The organism is Bradyrhizobium sp. USDA 376 (genome assembly GCF_054063675.1).
The window spans coordinates 813,448-834,678 of sequence record NZ_JBSSGN010000001.1 but is presented as its reverse complement, the minus strand read 5'-3'; the positions used below and the strand labels follow the sequence as shown (position 1 = coordinate 834,678).

Genomic DNA, 21,231 nt, shown 5'->3' with positions numbered 1-21,231 from the left:
CATACGGCTGATGGCGCTCAACATTCGAGCGCCCGGCCCCATCAAGACCAAATCAGAAAATCATATCGATATTTCAATTATATAGTAGTTCGCAGTTTTATTCTGAGTGGCGCACCATTTTCCCACCATTCAGTATAAAACCGCGAGCCATTGCAGAGCTCCCGCAGGCCTATTCGGTCCCCGATCGGCATCTGCGGCGGTGTCGTCGCCAATGCCTCAGCGGATCGCAGCCTGCCGCTCCGCGCCGTGTCGCCTGGGCGCCACTTCGACCGCCGACGCCAAAAGGCTCGGCTGGAGCAGGACGGTGAACTCTTCGAGCGATACCGGCGGAGAGAAAATATAACCTTGCGCCATGGTCGCGCCGTTTTCGGCCGCGAACCGAAGGTCTTCGGCCGTTTCGATGCCTTCTACGACCGTTTCGAACCCCAATTCGTCCGCAAGTCCGAGCGCCAGGCGAAGGATCGTCTGCTTCTCGCGGTCTTCCGCGACACCCGCGACGAGCGTGCGATCGAGCTTCACGGCGTCGAAGGGGAGCCTCGCCATCGTCGAAAGATTCGAATAGCCGGCTCCGAAATCGTCCATTGCGAAGCGTATGCCCAATTGCCTGAGCAGGCTTATTCTCTCGCGTACGACATCGGGATTGCGCATCGCGACCGACTCTGTGATCTCGATCTCGAGGTGTGGCGGCGGGAAGTCGGCCTCGCGAACGGTCGTGACGATGTCCTTGATGAACAGCGGGTCCTCGATTTCCGTCGCCGCGACATTTACGGCGAGCACGAGGTTCGAGCCGGCCCGGATCAAGCCCCCGATTTCGGCGAGCGCGCGCCTGAGCACGAAGCGGTCGATCTCCATGATGAGGCCGATCTCTTCCGCGATCTTGATGAAGCGCTGAGGAGGAATGTTGCCCTCCTTCGGATGATGCCAGCGCGCCAGCGCCTCCACCCCCAGGATGCGGCCATCCACGCAGGACACCTTGGGCTGGTAATGGACGACGAGCTCTTCATTGCGGATCGCCAAGGCGAGATCGGTTTCGAGCGCATGCCGGGCACGCGCGACCTCTGCGAGATCTGGAGTGAAGAACGCGTGGGTATTGCGTCCCGAGCTCTTCGCGACGTACATCGCAAGGTCGGCGCGGATCAGGAGATCGTCATAGGTTGTGCCGTGGGTGGGCCAGATCGCAACGCCGATGCTGACGCCGATGGTCGCATGGTTGCTCTGGAGCTTGAAGGAAACCTGCAGCGTCTCGATCATCTCGCGGGCACAGAGGCTCGCGGCCTCGACCGTCTTCACCCCAGCGATGATGGCGACGAACTCGTCGCCCCCGACCCGGGCGAGCAGACTTTTGCCGGCAGCGACCTTGGACGTCAGCAAATTGCTCAAGCGCTCGGCCACCATCCTGAGCAGCTCGTCGCCAGCCTTGTGCCCGAAAGTGTCGTTGATGGATTTGAAGCCATCGAGGTCGAGGAAGAACAGCGCTCCGTCTTCTTCAGCGTCGATGAACGCCGGCGCATCGAGGCGCATCTTCTCCCGATTGGGAATGCGGCTCACCGTATCGTAGAAAGCGAGCTGACGAATTCTTCGCGTGCTGGCCCGCAAATGCGTCAGCATTCGCTCGAATGCGAGGCCGAGGCCGCGAACCTCGCCGATGCCCGTTGCGCGGAACGGAACGTCGAGATTGCCTCCCGCGATTTCCTGGGCGGTCTTGGCGAGCGCCGAAAGTCCTTTCGTGAGGTGCCTTACGGCGGCCAATAGCGCGACGACCAAGGCACCGAGCGCCAGCGCCGCGGATGCCAGGAACTGCCACATCAGCGAACGGGTATGGGCGGCGCCGATCTGGAACATCTGATCGCGTGTCGTCGTCACGAGCGATGCTCTCGCGAACGTACACACCTTGAGCGTCGCCTCATATTCGACACAGCGCGCGACGTAGTTGCCGTCATCCGAGCGCTGCAGCCCGCCCAAACGCGTCCTGGCGCTGCTAAATTTCACCCCTCCAGGCCCCGCGGAAGACACGATCTCGTTGTCACCCGTGATGATGACCACGCCGGCATTAGCTAGCGAAGTGAAGTTCTCGAGAGTCCGCTCCGTGCGCCCGAGCGGTCGGATGGCGACAAGCGCGCCGATGAGGTCGCCGAAGTCGTCGAACACGGGCTCGATTGCGGTGTGCGCTATAGTGTGGCGCTGGGCCAGGCCGAGCGCTGACAATTCACCCAATTTGAGCTCATAGGTGCCTTCCTCACCCCGCGGGTGCGAGCGGCTATTGTCCTTGAGGATCGACCTGAGATTGACAGAGAGGTCGGTCCCCTCGATCGCCCCGTTCAGAGCGAGGAGGTCGAGGGGCGTGTTGGCACCGATCACGCGGCCGGTTTCGTCGAACGCGATCAGCCTTTCGAAGCCGGAGGTCGAAGCAACGATGCTGAGCAGCTCGCGGATAGTGACATCGTTGTTCGAGGCGACCGCCTTGGCGACATCGGCGCGCTGAGCGATCTGACGCAGGCGTGATGCGGTTTCCGCGCCGAGGACCTCGATTCGCGCTCGCGCCAACTGCGCCTCGCCGTCGAGGCGATGAGCGAGCTGGTCTTCTGAGAGTTCGCCCAGTGCCGCAGCCTGCTGCCTCAGTTGCTGCTGCAGGCGTAGCGCCGTCAAGCCACCGATGAGGCCGAGCCCGAGTACGCCGGTCGCGAGCACGACGGCAACAAGGCGCATGGCGATAGACGAGGGGAAACCTGGAATCCCGGACGGAACGGCCCAACGACGCCAGCGGGGCGGCGCCCTCGATGCCTTCGCCATATCGGTGTCGGTCGCCACCACTGCCAGCACCCTGAACTTGCGGGGACCGATCAATGTCGCTCGCTAAGGCCCCCACTGACTTGTCTTCCAGGCGCCGAATTTAGGCGAGTGAAACCCTCTAAATCGTCTATTTGTCATCTATTTGTGGCTAGTTAATTACCAATTGGTTTTTCGAAACCATCAGATTGTGTGCTTTCACTTTCTGTTCGCCACACTGATGATTCCAAAAGGCGCGGCGTTGCGACAACAGAAGGTTTAGGTTTCTTTGCCAGATTGTGCACCTCGTGGTTCGAAGGGGTCTGCAATGGCATTTTCGAGGATAATGGCAGCCCTTTTGGGCCTTTGCCTTGCGGGGATGAATGCCGCTGGCGCCGAACCACGCAGGCTCGACATCGTCGGGACCGGAGACGGTATCGATGTCCTGCGCGCCATCGCCGCGAGCTTCATGCAACAGGAAGGATCGGCACAGGTCGAGGTCCCGCCGAGCATCGGTTCTGGCGGAGGCATCGCGGCCGTGGGGTCCGGTAAGGCGATCCTGGGGCGCGTCGCACGCCGCCTGACCGACGCCGAAGCGGCTTCCGGCATCGTCTACAAGGCGATCGCCCGCCTGCCTTCGGCTTTCATCGTCCATCCCGGCTGCGGAGTGAGTGCCGTCACAAGCGCTCAGCTCGTTGCGATCTATTCGGGCCGCCTTGCGAATTGGAAGGAGCTGGGCGGCGCCGATATGCGCATCCGCGTCGTGCGGCGCGAGGACCAGGACAGCACACTCACCGTGCTACGGGCCAGCATGCCCGGCTGGCGTGATCTCGAGATCACCGAGAAATCGAAGATGGCAACGACCACACAGGAAGCGATCGAGACGGTTCGCGATGTTCAAGGCGCGATCGGCTTCGGTCCTTTCTCGCGGCCGTTGGAACAGGGGCTCACGGTGCTTCGCGTGGACGGTCACTACCCGACGGACGCGGATTATCCCTCGAGCGTGGTGCTGGCGCTTATCTATTTAAATACGTTGCAGGATCCGGATGCGCTGGCCTTTCTACGCTTTGCCGCTGCGCAGAAGGCAGCCGACGTCATCACCAGCCTCGGTAGTCTGCCCGTCAAGCCGTGAGGCGCCGGGGCTCGGCGGCCGCCAGAGCTGCTGAACTCGGCATCGGCTCACAGACCGGGGCGATGAGGCTGCTCCCGGCTTCGCCATAGACGGGTAACTTTGTCGATCAGCGATGGGGTTTGAGAGCTCGGCAGGAAAGGATCGGCGTAGCATTGCGCATTGGCCGAGCGCGCCTTGTTCTTCACGATCTCGACGAGACCAACCGGGCCGGCGACGTAGACCGTATCCTCCAGCCCAAGCAGGGGCAGGTAGTGCGATGGGCGCCCGGGCCTGATCGGCAGGGTAGACCCGACCTCCGTCGTCGCAATGACCTCGCGGACACCGTCGTCGATCAGCCACTGCAACGAGGGAAGCATATAGAGATTATCGGCATCCCGGCTGCCGGCGACGACCGCCATCTCGCGGTTGCGCTGGGTCGAGCGCGCCGAGCGGGCGAGCGCCCAGATCGGGGCCCAGCCTGCTCCGCCGGCGACCAGCACCAGCGGCCCCTGGCCCTGTCGTAGATAGGCTTGTCCAAAGGGGCCTTGCACATGCGCCGCATGGCCGGGCCTGATGGCTTTGCCGAGCTGCCCCGACACGGTACCGTCAGGCAGGCACCGGATGTGGAAGACGAGTTCGACTTGCTTGAAGGAACCATCGAGCCTGAAGGTCGGGCTGAACTCCCGCGCAGGATAGCCGGAAAACTTGACGCGCACATATTGTCCCGGCCGAAACTCGAGCGGCGCCGAGGTCGTCAGCACGACTTCGGCGATCTCCGACGAGAGCTGGTTGATCTCGGTGACGGCGCCCGGCCGCTTCACCGGTAGCGGCAATTCTTCGAATTCGATCTCAGCATCGCCTGCGACCGCTGCCTGGCAGGCGAGCACAGTGCGGCCATGGCCCGAGCCGCCGTCATCGACCGAGCCCGAAACGACCGTCACCCGGCAGCTCTGACATTGTCCCGATCTGCAGTCGTGTGGAACGAGTATCGAGCCGCCGAGCGCCGCGTCGATCAGGCTTTCGCCGGCGCGGGCTTCGACGAGCTTGCCGTTGATGACGAGCCGACAATGCCTCTTCATCGCGAGGCCTCTGGGAGTGGCCTCCGGTCGAGCACGTCGCCGATCATGAGAGCCCTATTTCTGCGACACGACACGCACCGGGCGGTTATGGCTCGCATGCCGCGTCTGTGCATGGTCGAAGACGGCGACCCACATGTAGAGATCGCGGCCTGGCACGAAGGCTTTGTCATATCTGCCATCGCTTTTCATGTTGCGCGTCAGCTCGAGCGTCCAATGTCCGTTGCTCCATTTTGAAACTCCGGCGACATTGGCTCGCTCTCCTTCGGTGTCGCCGGCAATAATCACGCCGGGCAGGACCGTGCCGACGGGAATCCTCGCGTCGGCCTCTGGAGTGTAGGGTTCGCTCTCCGAGTCGAACATGTACCAGCGGCCGTTCTCGTCGTCGCTGCTGTTGGGATCAAGATCGAATTTGCCGAGGGCTGCGACTTGCGCCTTCCAGTCCTTGGGAAGCCGCAGAACCGTGACGGGCCCTTTGTCGTTCCGGTGGATGAACTTGAAGTTATACGAATAAAGAGTGCGGCCAGGCTTATTCCAATAGCCGCCCTGATAGCGGGCATCGTAATTCTGCTCGTCCAGGGTCGGGGCGTAGGGCGGGCCGATATATTGGCTGTCGACACGCCCGAGCATGCCCCCGCGCGACGCCTTCCACTGCCACATGTCTATGTAGCTGCCATCCGTCGTGAAGTGGAAGCCCCGGCCGTTGATCGGCATCGGTTTGCCGGGCAGCGGGTTGGCGCCGAGACCCGTCGCGCCTGCGCCGCCGAGCGATGGATTGTCCGAGAAAATGACCGCCAGCTTATCCTCGTAGAACTCGGCGGCGTCTTGCAGACCCGCACGCTCGTCGAGGGCGTGCCAGCCATCCTCTTGCTTGATGATCGGAACGCGGCGGAGGGAGCGCGTGGGATCCTCCCAGCGGAAGGCAAAATAGATCTTCTGCCCGTCGTGCAGGGCGCGCACCTCCACGAGCGATTCGCCCGATCCGCCGAGATTGGCACCCTGCTGCGTGCGAATGAAGACGGGGAGCGCGCGCGACCAGGCGGGATCGCCCATGGCGCCGTCGAGCTTCGGCGCGGCGCTCACCCGCGCGACGACGAGCGTATCGCGCGTCGCCCAGTCGAGCCCGGCGACGCCGCACGCGACTATCACCCCGATTGCAGCGGCGACGAGAAGAGGCCTCGGCCGCACGGCCTTCGTGATCGCGAGCGGCGTCGGCCGAAACACACGGAAAATCTGCTGCCAGCCGCCATAGAGATAATGCGCGGCGACATGCGCGAAGATGTAGACGAGCGCGACGAAGGCGGCGGTCGAGTGGAGATAAGCCCACCAGCCGCCATAGCCGAGATACATCATGACGCCCGTCCCCGTGAGGAAGATCACGAGCGCATAGACGAACCAGTGCAGGATGACGTTGACGGCTCCCCACTTGAGGCGAGCCGGGGCGCGCATCGCGAGGATCCGCGTCTTCTTCGGGCTGTTGCGCTCGACGAGGCCGCTGCGCGCGAGGTAGACGACGTAGGCCGTCCCGCAGAAGAAGACGGCGAGCCCCGCGAGGAAATGCCAGGAAAAGATCTCGCCCTGCGGCAGGACCGGAGCGAGCCATTTCGAGAAGGGGGCGTGCAGCGCGTCCGCTGCGATGCGTATGCCGGTAACGAGGCTTACGACAAACGCGATCGCGGTCGCCCAATGGAGGGTTATCGTCCCGACATCGGTGCGTGGCGGGCTTTCTCGAGTCTTTGTTTGAGCGAGGCGTTTCTCGGTCAAGGCATCGGCGTTCGTTCGAGCGGCGACATCGTTCATTGCATAAAGCTTACCCGCGGTAAACCAGCAGTTGCGCCAGAAAGGCTGCGAAGCATTGGGGATTTGGCGAGATGGGCGTGGTCGCCGAAGAAACCAAGACGGCCGGCAACGATCATTATCCCAATCAAGGCGGTCGGCCAACGAGCCGCCCCTGGGGCATACGCCAGTCTCGAAGTCTGGTCTCTAACCCTGCTTGGCTCTGGTGCTGGGCAGCTCAGAGCGCGGCCGTTGCGCGGGTCGCCAAGCCGCGTCCATCATAAACTCGGCGGAAATCGTTGGGAGGACGTAGGTAGCCGACGCTCCCACGAAACTTGAATTTATATAGCAATTTCAATTATATAAGAGTTCGACTGGCGCACATCCAGCCGGTTCGCTGAATTTCCCCAATCCTCATCGAAGCGCCGAACGACGGCCGCGAGCTCCGCCTCGCTTGCGCGTTCACAGGTTCACGCTGACAACCGGAGCACCGCGCAGCTCACTCCCGAACCAGCTCTCGCCCGGCCATTCCTGGCACTCTGCTTGCTCAGTCAGGACCTAAGCCAGGCCTTGGCGAGAAGGCCGTTTCAGGTTGAGGCAAGTCATGCAGGAAGTGTCCCGTTCTGGTGCTGGTGAACTCCAGCTCGATGCGTTGATCGCGGATTTGTGGTGGCGTGTTCGGCTGCTGAACACCGACATTATCGAGGAAGAAGCGAAAACCGGGGTGTTCGACGTGAAGCAGCCGACCTATCCGCTGCTCGCGGCCAATCTTCGCGCGCGGCGCGACAATCTGGTGTCGACGATCGGCGTGCTCGAGCAGCGTGCGAGATCGATGTCGCAAGCGGCTTGAGCGCGGTCTTCGGTTGAGGGCGGCGATCAACCGCCCTCATTCCCGCGACCGCCTGCGCGATACACGCACAGCCCCTGCCGGGCACCGTCGGCATCATCGGATTGTCATCGCCCAGTCAATGAATGCTGCTCCTTTCGCCGCGCTTCGCGGAGAGTGGACATGCATCTGATCAAGACAATTTCTTCCGACCGTCGGTCGATCCTGAAGGGACTCGCGGCCGCAGCCGTCGCGCCGCTGGCGGCGCCGGTTCATGCCGCCGAGGGCTTGCCGGCGCAACCGACCGGACCTGCGGCCGCAATCGCCACCGACAAGGCCTATTGGACGGCCGTGAAGGGGCTCTATGCCGTGACGCCTGACGTCGTCAACCTGGAGAACGGCTTCTGGGGCATCATGGCCGAGCCGGTGCGGCGCGAGTTCATCCGCCTCTCCGACATGGTCAACTACCAGAACACCTATTACGCGCGGCAGCGGGCGGGCGCGGATTTCGAGGCCGTGCGGGCCAAGGTGGCGGCGGCGGTTGGAGCTGCGCCCGAGGAAATCGCGCTCACCCGCGGTGCGACCGAAGCGTTGCAGCTGCTCATCGGCGGCTACAACAGGCTGAAGCCCGGCGACAGCGTGCTCTACGCCGATCTCGACTACGATTCGATGCAATATGCCATGAATGTGCTGAAGGCGCGCCGCGGTGTCGATGTGGTCAAGTTCGACGTCCCGGAGCCGGCCACCCGTCAGGGCGTGCTCGACGCCTATGCCCGCGCCCTCGAAGCGAATCCGAAGACCAGGCTGCTCCTCCTCACCCATGTAAGCCATCGCACCGGCCTCATCATGCCGGTCACCGAGATCGCCCGCATGGCCAGGGCGAAGGGCATCGACGTCATCCTCGACGCCGCTCATTCCTGGGGACAGATGGACTTCAGGGTGAGCGAGCTCGAGGTCGATTTCGTCGGCTTCAACCTGCACAAATGGATCGGCGCGCCGGTCGGCGTCGGCTTCCTCTACATCAAGAAAGACCGCCTCGCCGCCGTCGATCGCGACCTCGGTGACGAGGATTTCCCGGAAACCGACATCCGCTCGCGCGTGCACACCGGCACGGTCAATTTCGCGACGGTGCTGACGGTGCCCACGGCCATCGAGCTCCATCAGCAGATTGGTGCTGCGGCGAAACAGGCCCGCCTGCGCTACTTGCGCGACTACTGGGTCAGTCGTAGCAGGGGCTTCAAGGACCTCGAGATCCTGACGCCGGACGAGGCGGGCCTCTACGGTGCGATCACGTCCTTCCGCCTCGCCGGCAAGACGAGCAAGGCCGACAACGATGCCATCGTGGCGAAGCTCAGGGACACCTACAAGGTCCTGACGGTTCGCCGGGCGGGCATCGCCAAGGGCCAATGCATCCGCGTGACGCCGGCGCTCTACACCGAGGAGGCCGATCTCGACCGCTTCGTCGAGGCGCTTGCGGCCATCACGGGGACGAAGGCGGGCTGAACCCGCGTGATTGCTCCGGCGCCTGCGTGCCTCTTTCGCTGATGCGGGCTGGCTCATGCTCTCCGATGACGCCAGCCCCCTTCGCGGCCCTACTGCGCCACCTTGGTGAGGTTCGCAAGACTCGCCGCCAGTTCGTCGCTCCGGAATGGCTTTGTCAGCCGCGACAAATCCGGCGTGATGCCTTCGTTGTTTGCGTAGCCTGAGACGACGAGGATCTGGAGCTCGGGATACTGGCTGCGCAGTGCGCGGCCGAGATCCGTTCCACTCATGCCCGGCATCAAATGGTCAGTCACGAGCAGGTTCGGCCGAAGGCCCTCCCTGACGCGTTGAAGGGCGTCTTCCGCCGAGCCCGCCTCGACGACGCTGTAGCCGAGCTCGCTCAGCATCTCGGCGGTGCTCATGCGCACCAGCGGTTCGTCATCCACGAGAAGCGCCGTGCCGGCGGCAAGCGGCTGCAGTTTCGGCTGAGGGGCGATGTCGATCGCGCCCGCGGTCACCTGGCTCACCGGCAGCCATAGCTCCACCGTCGTCCCGGCCCCCACGGCACTCCTGATCGTGAGCGCGCCGCCGAGCTGGGACGCAAGGCCGTGGACCATCGAAAGCCCGAGACCGGTGCCTTGTCCAACACCCTTGGTCGAGAAGAACGGCTCGACGGCGTGTGCCAGTGTCTCCTCGTCCATGCCAATCCCGGTGTCGGCGACCGAGATGCAGACATAGGTTCCCGGTGTCAGTCCCGATGCGTGTACGCGCTCAACGGTGCGGGCCTTGGCCGAGATGCGCAACTTGCCGCCGTCGGGCATGGCATCCCGTGCATTCACGCTGAGGTTCAGGATCGCCATCTCGACCTGATTGGGATCGGCCATCGCCTCGGGAAGCCCTTCCGGCGCATCCACCGTCACCTGTATCTGCGGTCCGGTTGTGCTCGAGATCAGGTCGCCCATCTCGGCAACGAGCCGGCCGATATCGACCGGCACGGCCTGCAGCGGTTGCCGGCGCGCAAAGGCGAGAAGGCGCTGAACCAGCGTCTTGGCGCGCTCGGCCGCCTGCGCTGCGCCGGCGATCAGGCGGTGCTCGCGCTCGCCGCCGATGCCCCTGCGCTGGAACATGTCGAGCAGGCCGACGATCGGTGTGAGAAGGTTGTTGAAGTCGTGCGCGACGCCGCCGGTGAGCTGGCCCATGGCCTCCATCTTCTGGGCCTGACGCAGCGCCTCCTCCGCCTGTGCGAGGCGCGCCTGCTCCTCCAGGCGATCGGTCACGTCCATCCCGGTCAGGAATGCACCGATCCGCGTGCCATCCGGCGCGCGCAACGCCTCAAACTTCATCTCGTAGACGCGGCGCTCGAAGCGGGGATCGCCGAATTCCTCGATCGTGGTGAAGGCTTCGCCGCCCAGCGCGCGGCTCCAGATCGCCGTGGCCGCAGCGAGATGCTCCGGCCGGTCGGCGAGGAATTCGTGCAGGGAATCGCCGACCTTCGGCCACTTGCCGAAGATGCGCTGATAGGCATCGGCGCAGGACGCGTTGATGGCGAGCCAGCGGTAATCGAGATCGAGCGCCTGAATCTGCCCGTCGGTGGTTTCCACGATCGTGGCAAGCAGGTGCCGCTCGGCGGTGCGTTCGGCGACGCGCTGCTCGAGCGTGGCATTGAGCTCCCTGTAGCGCGCTTCGCTGGCCCGCAGCTGGGTCTCGCCGCGAACACGCTCGGTCGTCTCGGAGACGATGCAGAGCACGCCGCCGACCGAGCCATCGTCATCCGGTATGGCCGAATAGGAGACGTCCCAGTAACTCGTCTCGCCGTAGCCGTGACGCTCGACGTAGAACGGGCGATCCTTTGCGGTGAATGTTGTCCTCGTCCGGCGGACGCCGGCCAGCAGCGGTTCGAGATCGTCCCACAGCTCGCCCCAATTCTCGATCGCCGGGCGGCCGAGGGCGCGGGGATGATTGGCGCCGATGCCCGGCGCATAGGCATCATTGTAGAGCGCGACAAAATCGGGCCCCCAGAACAGAACGATCTGGGCCTGCGCCGCCAGCAGCATGCCGATCGTCGTCTTGAGGGCCTGCGACCAACGATGAGGGGGGCCGAGCGGCGAGTCCGACCAGTCGAGGGCGCGCATCATCGCGCCCAGCTCGCCGCCGTCGGCGAGGAAGCTTGCATCAGTTGACTGCCGAGCGGCTTTCTCAGACAGCACCGGACTCCCCGCGACGCGTGACATGGGCGTCCTTGCCCAACCGAGCCCGGATTCCGGGGACTCGACGGCCGACAACGTCCGGCACGGCTTCTGGTTCCGTCCTGGTAGTTTTGCGCCGGCCTTGTGCTATTGCTGCCTCCCGCAACGACGCGAGGTCCCCATGCTCCCCATTCCCGCCGACATCTTCACCGAGCCCGAGGACGTCTCGCCCGACGCCCTCGCCAATCTCGGCCCGCTTCGCCGTCTTGCCGGCACGTGGCAGGCGGACAAGGGCATCGACGTCAATCCGAAGGCGGAGGGGCCGGAGCGACGCACCTTCATCGAGCGCATCCGCATGGACCCGATCGATCCGCAGGCCAACGGCCCGCAGCTGTTCTATGGCTTGCGCTATCACATCCACATCAACACGCCGGAGGAAGACATCACCTTCCACGACCAGGTCGGCTACTGGCTGTGGGAGCCCGCGACCGGGCTGATCATGCAGACGCTGGCGATCCCGCGCGGGCAGGTGCTGCTGGCGTCCGGAAAAGCCGGACCTGACGACAAGAAGATCTCCGTCACGGCCAGGCGCGGCGATACCGCTTACGGGATCTGCTCGACCGACTTCCTGGAACAGGCCTTCCGCACCGATTCCTACCGCTGCGACATCACCTTCAACGACGACGGAAGCTGGACCTATCTGATCCAGACCGAGTTGTTCGTGCGCGGCGCGCCGTTCAATCATCACGACACCAACACGCTCCAGCTCATCGCGCCGCCCAAGCTCAATCCGCTCGCGGTGATCGTCAACGATCGCGCCAAAGCCGATGGCGGCAGCGGAACGGCGGCGTGAGCGTCATCCGGAGATTTGCATGAAGCCGTATGTCATCTGCCTGATGCATTCGAGCCTCGATGGCCGCACGCATCCCAGCCGCTGGCGTCCGAAGGGCGCGGGCACGGACTGGTTCGAGAAGATCCACGAGGAGCTCGGCGGCGATGCCTGGGTGATCGGCCGCGTCACCGGCTCGGAGTTCGCCAAGGGCAAGCCCTATCCGGCGATGTCGGGCGAAAAGCTTCCGCGCGAAAACTGGTTTGCGCGGCGCGATGCGAAGACTTATGGCGTCGTGCTCGATGCGCAGGGCAAGATCGGCTGGGGCCGTTCCGACATCGGCGGCGATCCGATCGTGGTGGTGCTGACCGAGAGCGTGCCGGATTCGCATCTCGCGGGGCTGCGCGGCGAGGGCGTGTCCTACATCTTCGCCGGTAAGTCCGATATCGACCTGGCGCTGGCGCTCGACATCCTCAACCGCGAGTTAGGAGTGAAACGGCTGCTGGTGGAAGGCGGCGGCGTCGCCAATGGCGCGTTCCTGCGCGCCGGTTTGATCGACGAGTTCAACCTGATCCTGAGCCCCGCGGTGGACGGCGCCAGCGGCGCGCCCTTCGTGTTCGATTCGATCGCAGCGGACAGCGACAAGCGCGCGCCTCTCACAGCGATGACGCTGGAGAGCGTGCGGGAGCTCGGCGGCGGCGTCCTGCTGCTGCGTTATCTGATCAAGAACGATCCGCAAGGCGTGGCCGGGTAAAGCGCCGTCATGCAGGACATGTCGGAACACATTGTCATCGTCGGCGCGGGTGCGGCCGGCCTGATGGCGGCACGCGCGCTCGCGCGCGCCGGCAAGAGGGTGACCATCCTCGAAGCACGCGAGCGCTGCGGCGGCCGCATCCATCCTCTGCTCGTATCGGAGTTCGGCTATCCCGCCGATGGCGGCGCCGAATTCGTTCATGGCGAGGCGCCGGTCACGCGCGCCCTGCTGCGCGAGGCGGGGCTGCCGGTTCAGGAGATCGCAGGCACGCAATGGAGCTTTGACGGCACAGGGCTCTCGCGCGAGGAGCGCCACGATCCGCATGAGGCGGAGCTGCAAGCCGTGCTCGGGGCGTTGCAGGACGATCTCACCGTCGCCGATTTCCTGCGCCGGTACTTTGCCGGACCAAAATACGAGCGGCTGCGCTATTCCATCGAGCGCATGGTCGAGGGCTACGATGCGGCCGATCCGGCCCGCGCCTCGATCCTGGCGCTGCGCGAGGAATGGATGGACGGCGGGCACCACGCCCAGGCGCGCATCGTCGGCGGTTACGGTGCGCTGATCGAATTCCTGGCGGCCGAGTGCCGCGGGCATGGCGCCGCGATCCGCTTCGGCTGCGTGGTGTCGGCCATCGCTAGAGAGGGCAACGCCCTCGTCGTGCGTTGCGTCAATGGCGAGGCGCACGCATGCGATCGCGTGATCGTCACCGTTCCGCTGCCGTTGTTGCGCGACATCGCTCTGCCCGTGGCTGCGGACGAAGGCCGCTGCTGCCGACGACATCGGCTACGGCGGCGTGATAAAAATCCTGCTGCGCTTCGCGCGGCCATGGTGGCGCGAGCGCAAGCCTGACCTCGCCGACATGACGTTCCTGCTGTCGGACCAGGCCATTCCGGTGTGGTGGACGCGCTATCCGGACCAGCACCCCGTGCTCACCGGCTGGTTCGGCGGTCCGCGGACGGCGGAGCTGTCGCATCTCGATTCGCAAGGGCTGATCGACACGGGACTGGATTCGCTCGCCACGATCTTCGGCCTGGCCCGCGCGGATGTCGCGCGCGAGCTCGTCGCGGCCGCGGCCACCAACTGGACGCATGACCCCTTCGCCCGCGGTGCCTATTCCTGGGCGACGCCGCGCACGCGCGAGGCGCAGGCGATCCTCGCGCGTGCCGACGGTGCCGTGCTGTTCTCCGGCGAAGCGCTCTATCGCGGACGCGACATGGGTACGGTCGAGGCCGCGCTGGCGAGCGGGCTGGCCACGGCGGAGATGATGTTGCGCGGATGAAAAAGGCCCGCGGATTCGCGGGCCTTTCGTTCGTCCGTGCCGGCCAATTTACCAGCGGCTGCCGCCAAAGCCGAACGTGACGCTGGGGCCGCCGCCGTAATAGCCGTACGGTCCGCCGCCATAATAGCCGTGGTGCCGCGGGTAGTAGCCGTAGCTCCGGTAGTGCGGACGATAATATCCGTGGTGGTGATGGCGCCAGTGATGATGGCGGTAGCCATGATGGTGCCGGTGCTGCGCGCTGATGTCGGTCGGCGCGTTCTGCTTCGCGCTCGTGGTGTTGGCCGCGTTCGCCGCCGATCCGCCGGCAAGCGCCGCGGCACCGACGGCCATCACGGCAATGAGATACTTCATGTCGTCACTCCAGTTGAATGTCGTGTGACAACACATGGGTGCTGGCTGCGTTCCGGCCAGTGCGGGCGTCGAAACGACGCAGCGCGACATCTGACTCGCAGTGACGATCACGCGTCGTGAGATTTATTGTCGCATCATCCGCGTTGATCGCATTGTTGCCATCACTTCGCCGCGAATGATGCGATCACCTCGCCTGTCGTGACGATGCGTGCGAATTCCTCGTTGAGATTCGACAGCGTCATCGCGTGGATCTCTTCGGCGGAACGCGCATCGCCGTCGGGCCCGACCCGATCGAACGTCCAGGTCGCATCGCGCACCAGGCGCGCATCGAAGCCGAGATTGCCGGCCATCCGCGTCGTCGTCTCGACGCAATGATTGGTGGTGGCGCCGCAGATGACGAGCGTGGTGATGCCCGCTTCGCGCAGGCGCGTCTCGAGGTCCGTGCCGATGAAGGCGCTGTTGACGCGCTTGACGATCACAGGCTCGCCACCCTGTTCACGTGCCTCGTCCTTGACAGCATAGCCGGAGCGCGAGGGCAGGAACGACGAGTGCGGCTTCGTGCCCTCGTGGCGGATGTGGAAGATCGGCGCGCGATTGGTCCGGAACGCCGCAAGCAGTTCGGCGATGCGCGCCACCGCATCCGGATTGTTGCGCCGCTTGCCGGCCGCTTCCCACTCGTCGAAGGCGCGTTGGACGTCGACGACGATGAGGGCGGGAAGGGAGGCGGGCATGGTGGGACCTTCTGGCGTTCGTTGAGCCGACTATGCGCGGCGATCGGGAGGGCGCAATGCCAATCTTCCCTCGTTTCGCGACAGCTCTCGTGCCCCGGACGCAGCGCAGCGTCCCTTCGACGGTGCGCTGCAGAGCCGGGGCCTATACTTCGAAGAGCGGCGGTGTGGCATGGGTCCCGGCTCTGCGGAGCAGCGCTATAGCGCGTCGAAGACGCGCGTGAACGCGCTTAAGGCGCTGCGCCGCGTCCGGGACACGCGAGTAGGGCACGCGCACGTGGGCTTCAAACTTCCTCCTTACGGATGCGGGTCGGGAAAGCCGTGGCGTTCGGAGAGCGCGGCGAGGATTGCGTCCTTGTCGGCGATGAAGGCGCGGCCCTGATGGCTGCCGGTCTGGTGCCGCGACGTCGCGCCGTCCGCCAGCACGAGCAGCGGCAGCGACTGGTTCTCCTCGCCGACCAGTGCGATCACGGATTGCCGCGGCCGCGGCCAGTCGATGCGCTCGACGTCGAGCTTCTCGGCCAGCTGCGGAAACGAGGCGAGCACCCCCTCCATCAGCGCGCAATGCCAGCAGTAGAAGCGTTGGCCCGGATAGGCGGGGTCCTCGAAGCCGGGGCGCAGCAGGAACAGGCGGTCGCGTGTCATGGGTCGCTCCGAAGTTGGTCGCTATCCCGGCGCTGCCAGCGGCAGGCTGACGTGAAAGACGGCGCCGCCTGACGGCGCGTTTTCGGCCCAGATGCGGCCGCCATGCGCCTGGACGATGGTATGCGCGATCGAGAGGCCTATGCCCATGCCTTGCGCCTTGGTCGTGAAGAACGGCTTGAAGATCTCGGTCGCTTTCTCCGCGAGGATGCCGTGACCTGCGTCGGCAATGGAGACGAGGGCAAGGTTGCCGTCGGCGAGACTGGTTCGTCCGACGACGCGGCGCCGCTCGTCCGGAAGTTCGGCCACGGCCTCCATGCCGTTCACGACGATGTTCAGGATCGCCTGCTGGAGCTGCACCTTGTCGCCTTTGACGCGGATGTCCGCGGGCGACGGCTGCGTCACGAGCTCGACATCGTGGGTCAGGGCCTGCACGGAGAGGAATCGAAACACCTCGCCGACCGTGGCATTGAGGTCGAGCTCGCGCCGTTCGGTCGAGTCTCGCTTCAGAAATGTGCGCAGCCGGCCAATGACTTCGGCGGCCCGCTGATCGTCGCGGCGGATGTGGTCCAATATGTCCCTGACTTCGCCGAGGTCGGGCGCCGGATTCTGCAAAATCCGCTGAGCCGTCTCGGCATTGATCATAATGGCGGCGAGCGGCTGGTTCAGCTCGTGCGCGAGCGAGACGGACATCTCGCCCGCGGTCGCGCGGCGGTTCATGTGGGCGAGCTCCGACATGCGCTGGCGTGCCTCGACCTCGGCCACGAAGCGCAGACGGCGCTCGCGCAGCAGAATGGTGATCATCAGCGCCTGCACCAGCACCACGCCCGCGACGATGATGGAGTGCCAGTAATACTGCTCCCAGAAGCTCGGTTGGCGGAAACGCACCTCGCTGCCGGGGGGCAGATTGGCTTCGTCCACATTCCAGCGTTTCAGCTGCCGCCAGTCGAAGATCGGCTTCACGTTGTTGCCGCTGAAGGGAACGATGCTCGACGGCGCTTCGCCGTCGAGGATCCGCATCGCGACCTCGCCGGCTTCCCGGCCGATGATCTCGGGCTGCAGCAGGAAGCCGCCCACGCCCGATCGCCCGAGGAACGTGTCTGATGTGATGATGATCGGGCGGTTCGCACTCTCGGCGACGCGTGCGAGCGCCGAGGCGGGGGAATAATAGGTGCCCTCGCCGTCGGAATACATCGCCGAGGTCAGGATCGCGGAGCGGGCGGGCAGGGAGGCGACGTGACTGCGGACCTCACGCAGCACGGTGCCGGACAGATCGGTGACTTCGAGATCGGGCATCTCGGCCGCGAAGTCCTGCTTCCAACGTCCGTATGTCAGCGGATTTTTCCAGGCATCGCCCACGAGGACGACATGGGTCAGGTCGGGAACGACGGCGCGCGCTGCGGTCAAGAGCTGCGCCGGCCTCACCCTTGCGAACACGGCCGTCGTGTTGGGCAGGAACAGCGCGCGCGTCTCGGGCAGGTCAGGCACGAAGCCGTACACGACGGGCGCGGCGGGCCAGATGTCCTGCTTGCGCGCTTGAAGGAATTTCGCCGATGTCACGCCGATCGAAACGATGACGTCGATCGGCCGCTGCGCATATTTGGTCTTGAGATGACCGACCAGACTCTCTTCGTAGTCCGGTCCCGGGAAGCGGGCGAGATCGAGGCTTTCGCCGTAGATCACCGTGTGACCCTTGCCGTTCTGCTTTGCGGCCGCGCGGATACCGGCAAAGATCTCGGAATAGAAGGGCGAGCGAAAATCGTCTTCTTCCAGCACCAGGATCGAACGCTGCCGCGGGCCGTCGGCTGCAATGCATTCACGCGAAAGGCTTGCAAGCAGGCAGACGATCAGGATGCGCACGAGCCCGGTGATCATACGCATTGCTGGACTCTCGGCCCCGGCTCCAGTTGCAATCGGGCTTCCTCGATGAGGACGCGCGCGAGAGCATACCCGCCAGACCCGGAGTTTCAAACGGAAGGATGCGCGTCCGCTCTGCCGACGAGCAGGACGAGACGAAGTGCCGCTACTTGAACGGGTCCTGGATCGACGGCGACGATTGCCGGATGCGGCGCACGCTCACCGGCGTACCGTCGGAGACGAACAGCAGTTCATATCGACGTCCCTCGCTGTCGGTCGCGGAGCAGGTCACGTCGTTCACCTTCCTGGCAGCGAAGTTACCAGTCTGACGGCACACGCCGGTGGAGGCCTGTTCGGCGGGCACCGGCAGGCCGTCGACCTTGGGCCGGTCCTTGGAGTTGAGCAGCATGCGGTCGATCGGCAGCTCGTAGGAATTGTCGTCGGCGCGCTTGCCGTTCTCGCCGGAGAACGACACGACGTGGTTCTCGTCGGTGGGATCATCGACGGCGACCGCGAAATTGACCCGGCCCTTGTCGCCATGGGCGTAAGCGACCGTCTTGCAGGCGAAGGTGCGGCCCGCGACCTTCAGCGTCTTGCACTGGCCGGACATCAGCGCCAGCAGGTCGATCAGGGCGTTCTGCTGCGCCGGCGGATTGTTGACCGGAATGGGCTTGGAATCCTCGGCGAAACAAGGACTTGCCCAGGCTGCAAGGGAGGCGGCGAGGGTTGCTGTGAGGACCGGTCGGCGGAGGCGCATCGTCAGGCTCGTATGCCAGGGGACGCTGGAAATCGGGACCATGGAAAGCGGGACCGCGGCAAAGGTCCGTTCCATAACCATCGAACCGCAAATTGGTTGCGATCCCGTTCGCGCTACCGACACAGTCTGGAATACCACCGCACCACCCTTGGCGATTCGTCCAAATCGCCCCACCGTCCCGGCGGGCACTTGCCGTCAGGCCGGTGTTTTTTTCGTGGCGGAGCTAAGCCATCGCCGCCTGCCAGCGCGTGTCGCGCAGCGAGGGGCGGCGGTGCAGGCGGGCGTCGAGCAAGGTGCGCGCGCGGGAGAGCTCGCCGCTGCGCATCAACGCGACGATGAAGGTGTCCTCGATCAGCTCGCGCTGGGCGTGGCTGCCACCGATGCGGACGACCTCGCCAAGGACGGGCGCGAGCATTTGTGCGCAGGCCGCATAGTCCTCATCGGCAAAGGCGGTCAGCGCGCGGCAGATCGCCGGGACCACGGGACCGGCGGGCAGCTTGCCCTCGGTGAGACGTTGCTCGATGACAGCAAGCCGCGCCGCCAGCGCCTCGTTGTTTTGCGTTGCCGCAGCGAACAGCGCCATGTGGACGTCGGCGAACGGCAGGCTCGATTTCGGAAACAGTTTTTGCGCGGCGGTGTCGGCTTCCAGCCACAGTGCCTTCGGCACGGCGTGGCCGTACGTTGACAGGCGCCAGAGCAGCGAGGCGCCGTCGGTGATGACGTTCAGCGGCGGCGCCTGCGTGGCCGAAGGCTGAAGCACGTCGGCATAGATGTTGAGCGCGCGTGCCGCATCGCCATGCTCCAGCGCGCCGAGCGCCTGATGCCAGAGGATATGGCCGTGCAGAATCCCGGCACGGCTGTAAGAGGGGATCCATTCGTCGACGAGACGGTCGGCTTCCTCGATGGAGCCGTCCTCGAACATCGCATGCAGCACCGCATGCGCGGCGTGGGCGTTGGCGCGGCGGAGGTTGAAGCCGCGCTCGGTGACGGCGCGGCCGCGCGCGACGTCGCCGTTCTCGGTCATCGCCCAGCCGGACATGGTGAGAAACCACCAATCCTCGCCATAGTGCCGCGCGACGCGCTCACACAGCTCATGCCGCGCGCGGTCGTGATCGGACATGCCGGAGAAGGCGAACAGGCCGAAGGCGCCGAGCGGCAGTGACAGCACCACGGCATCGCGCGGCCACGCCTCGACGTGCTTTGACATCGCTGCGATGGCTTCGGGCAGCCGGCCCTCGATCGCCAGCGCCAGCGTCTCGACATGCGAGCGCTCGCGCTCCGTGCCGCGCCTGGCAACGAGCTCGCGCGCGGTCGCCGCCTTCTGCCGCGCGAGGTCGCCCTGCTGGTAGAAGGCGTGCACGCGGGCGCGGGCGATATGGGGAAGCGCAAAGTCCGGGTCAGTCGCAATCGCGCGCTCCAGCGTCTCCGCCGTACCGGTCCAGCCCGCGAGCAAGAGGTCGACGCCCTCGCGATAGGCGGATGCCGCCGCATCGGATGCGGTGGAGAGCGGAAGGCCGTAGCGGTCCTCATGCGGCATCGTCGTCTCCCGCTGCTAGCCCGTCCGCGCGCGGCGGCCCTCGATCGGATAGGCCGGGTCGTTGTAGCCCGGCGTCGAGGGGTGGCCCGGTGTCACCAGGCGGTCGATCAGGGCCTCGTCCTCCGCGGTGAAGCGATAGTCGAGTGCGCGGATGTAGTCGTCCCACTGCTGCTCGGTGCGGGGGCCGGCGATGATGGAGGTCACGAACGCCGAGTTCAGCACCCAGGCGACCGCGAACTCGCCGGCGGTGATGCCTTTCTTCTCGGCGTGAGCCTTGATCTCCTGCGCGAGCTGCAGCGATTCCGGCCGCCACTCGGTCTGCATCATGCGGGTGTCGTTGCGGCCGGCGCGCGTCTCCTTGTCCGGGGCAGCATCCGGCTTGTACTTGCCGGTGAGCACGCCGCGCGCCAGCGGGCTGTAGGGCACGATGCCGAGGCCGTAATAGGAGCAGGCCGGAAAGTGCTCGACCTCGGGCATGCGGTTCATCGCGTTGTAATAGGGCTGGCTCACCGCGGGCCGATCGATGCCAAGCCGGTCGCAGATGTTGCAGATCTCGGCGACGCGCCAGGCGCGGTAGTTCGAGACGCCGAAATAGCGCACCTTGCCGGCGCGGATCAAATCGCCCATCGCGCGCACCGTCTCCTCCAGCGGCGTCGCATGGTCTTCCTTGTGCAGATAGTAGATGTCGATGTGGTCGGTGCCGAGGCGCATCAAGCTTTCGTCGGCGGCCTGCATCACCCAGCGCCGCGACAGGCCCACCCGATTTGGATCATCTCCCATGGGATTGGCGAGTTTTGTGGCGAGCACCCAGCCGTGACGATTGCCGGCGATGGCACGTCCCACGACCTCTTCGGATGCGCCTTTCGAATAGGCGTCCGCGGTGTCGATGAAATTGATGCCTGCACCGTGTGCCTTGTCGATGATCCGCTTCGATGCGGCCTCATCGGTCGGCCCGCCGAACATCATGGTGCCCAGACAGATCGGCGAGACTTTCAGGCCGGTGCGGCCGAGCTGGCGGTATTGCATGGGTGGGTCCTTGATATTTTAACGGAGGGCAGCATAGCCAGCTACCGCCGTCATTGCGAGCGCAGCGAAGCAATCCAGCAATGCCATCACCTCTCGTCGTCCCGGACAAGCGCGCCACAAGCGCGCGCAGATCCGGGACCCATAACCACAGGATTGCGTTTGGCGAAGACTCGGAGTCAGCAGTTCGCCCCATAACCTCTCCCTGTGGTTGATGGGGTGGACGGCCCCCTACGGCATCAGTGTGCCAG

Annotated in this window: 16 protein-coding genes and 1 pseudogene; 6 read left to right on the top strand and 11 right to left on the bottom strand. The window is 65.0% G+C overall.

Features of this window, described 5'->3' with window-relative positions; translation table 11 throughout:
• Positions 1-216: 216 nt before the first annotated feature.
• Entirely contained in the window at positions 217-2,706 is a 2,490-nt protein-coding gene (locus ACVJ19_RS03705; RefSeq protein WP_453948079.1) for a bifunctional diguanylate cyclase/phosphodiesterase, read from the bottom strand.
• Positions 2,707-3,094: 388 nt separating this feature from the next.
• Here ACVJ19_RS03705 and ACVJ19_RS03700 point away from each other — a divergent pair, with 388 nt between their 5' ends.
• Entirely contained in the window at positions 3,095-3,898 is an 804-nt protein-coding gene (locus ACVJ19_RS03700) for a substrate-binding domain-containing protein (RefSeq protein ID WP_453955065.1), read from the top strand.
• 47 nt (positions 3,899-3,945) lie between these two features.
• Here the strand turns inward: ACVJ19_RS03700 and ACVJ19_RS03695 are convergent, their stop codons facing one another.
• The gene (locus tag ACVJ19_RS03695) at positions 3,946-4,956 is read right to left on the bottom strand and encodes a 2Fe-2S iron-sulfur cluster-binding protein (RefSeq protein ID WP_453948078.1); all 1,011 of its coding nucleotides are present in this window, start codon (positions 4,954-4,956) and stop codon (positions 3,946-3,948) included.
• Positions 4,957-5,010: 54 nt separating this feature from the next.
• On the bottom strand, positions 5,011-6,753 hold the full coding sequence (locus tag ACVJ19_RS03690) for an ethylbenzene dehydrogenase-related protein (protein WP_453955063.1): 1,743 nt from the start codon (positions 6,751-6,753) through the stop codon (positions 5,011-5,013).
• A 580-nt stretch (positions 6,754-7,333) separates the two neighbouring features.
• Here ACVJ19_RS03690 and ACVJ19_RS03685 point away from each other — a divergent pair.
• Positions 7,334-7,579: a hypothetical protein gene (locus tag ACVJ19_RS03685; protein ID WP_453948077.1), complete on the top strand. Its 246-nt coding sequence runs from the start codon at positions 7,334-7,336 to the stop codon at positions 7,577-7,579.
• Between the two features lie 159 nt (positions 7,580-7,738).
• A complete protein-coding gene (locus ACVJ19_RS03680) occupies positions 7,739-9,058 on the top strand; it encodes an aminotransferase class V-fold PLP-dependent enzyme (protein ID WP_453948076.1) in 1,320 nt (439 codons plus the stop codon).
• An 89-nt stretch (positions 9,059-9,147) separates the two neighbouring features.
• Here ACVJ19_RS03680 and ACVJ19_RS03675 read toward each other — a convergent pair whose 3' ends face one another.
• Positions 9,148-11,268 (bottom strand): ATP-binding protein, encoded by a 2,121-nt coding sequence (locus ACVJ19_RS03675; protein WP_453948075.1) that lies wholly within the window; start codon positions 11,266-11,268, stop codon positions 9,148-9,150.
• Between the two features lie 136 nt (positions 11,269-11,404).
• On the opposite strand from ACVJ19_RS03675, the gene ACVJ19_RS03670 reads away from it, so the two are divergent.
• The 3 genes and pseudogenes from ACVJ19_RS03670 (at position 11,405) to ACVJ19_RS03660 (ending at position 14,085) form a co-directional block, all read left to right on the top strand.
• The gene (locus tag ACVJ19_RS03670; RefSeq protein WP_453948074.1) at positions 11,405-12,076 is read left to right on the top strand and encodes an FABP family protein; all 672 of its coding nucleotides are present in this window, start codon (positions 11,405-11,407) and stop codon (positions 12,074-12,076) included.
• 19 nt (positions 12,077-12,095) lie between these two features.
• A complete protein-coding gene (locus ACVJ19_RS03665) occupies positions 12,096-12,806 on the top strand; it encodes a RibD family protein (RefSeq protein WP_453948073.1) in 711 nt (236 codons plus the stop codon).
• A 9-nt stretch (positions 12,807-12,815) separates the two neighbouring features.
• A pseudogene (locus ACVJ19_RS03660) lies at positions 12,816-14,085 on the top strand (flavin monoamine oxidase family protein).
• A 48-nt stretch (positions 14,086-14,133) separates the two neighbouring features.
• On the opposite strand, the gene ACVJ19_RS03655 reads toward ACVJ19_RS03660, so the two are convergent.
• The 7 genes from ACVJ19_RS03655 to ACVJ19_RS03625 form a co-directional block, all read right to left on the bottom strand.
• A complete protein-coding gene (locus ACVJ19_RS03655; RefSeq protein WP_453948072.1) occupies positions 14,134-14,436 on the bottom strand; it encodes a hypothetical protein in 303 nt (100 codons plus the stop codon).
• Between the two features lie 161 nt (positions 14,437-14,597).
• A complete protein-coding gene (locus ACVJ19_RS03650; protein WP_453948071.1) occupies positions 14,598-15,167 on the bottom strand; it encodes a cysteine hydrolase family protein in 570 nt (189 codons plus the stop codon).
• A gap of 294 nt (positions 15,168-15,461) precedes the next feature.
• Positions 15,462-15,809, bottom strand: a complete 348-nt coding sequence (locus ACVJ19_RS03645) for a DUF3088 domain-containing protein (RefSeq protein WP_453948070.1) — start codon at positions 15,807-15,809, stop codon at positions 15,462-15,464.
• A gap of 21 nt (positions 15,810-15,830) precedes the next feature.
• Positions 15,831-17,687 carry a sensor histidine kinase gene (locus tag ACVJ19_RS03640; RefSeq protein ID WP_453948069.1) on the bottom strand — a complete coding sequence of 619 codons (1,857 nt, stop codon included), beginning with the start codon at positions 17,685-17,687 and terminating at the stop codon, positions 15,831-15,833.
• A 142-nt stretch (positions 17,688-17,829) separates the two neighbouring features.
• Positions 17,830-18,420: a hypothetical protein gene (locus ACVJ19_RS03635; protein ID WP_453948068.1), complete on the bottom strand. Its 591-nt coding sequence runs from the start codon at positions 18,418-18,420 to the stop codon at positions 17,830-17,832.
• A gap of 223 nt (positions 18,421-18,643) precedes the next feature.
• A complete protein-coding gene (locus ACVJ19_RS03630) occupies positions 18,644-19,957 on the bottom strand; it encodes a tetratricopeptide repeat protein (RefSeq protein WP_453948067.1) in 1,314 nt (437 codons plus the stop codon).
• Positions 19,958-19,972: 15 nt separating this feature from the next.
• Positions 19,973-20,983: an aldo/keto reductase gene (locus tag ACVJ19_RS03625; protein ID WP_453948066.1), complete on the bottom strand. Its 1,011-nt coding sequence runs from the start codon at positions 20,981-20,983 to the stop codon at positions 19,973-19,975.
• Between the last annotated feature and the right edge of the window lie 248 nt (positions 20,984-21,231).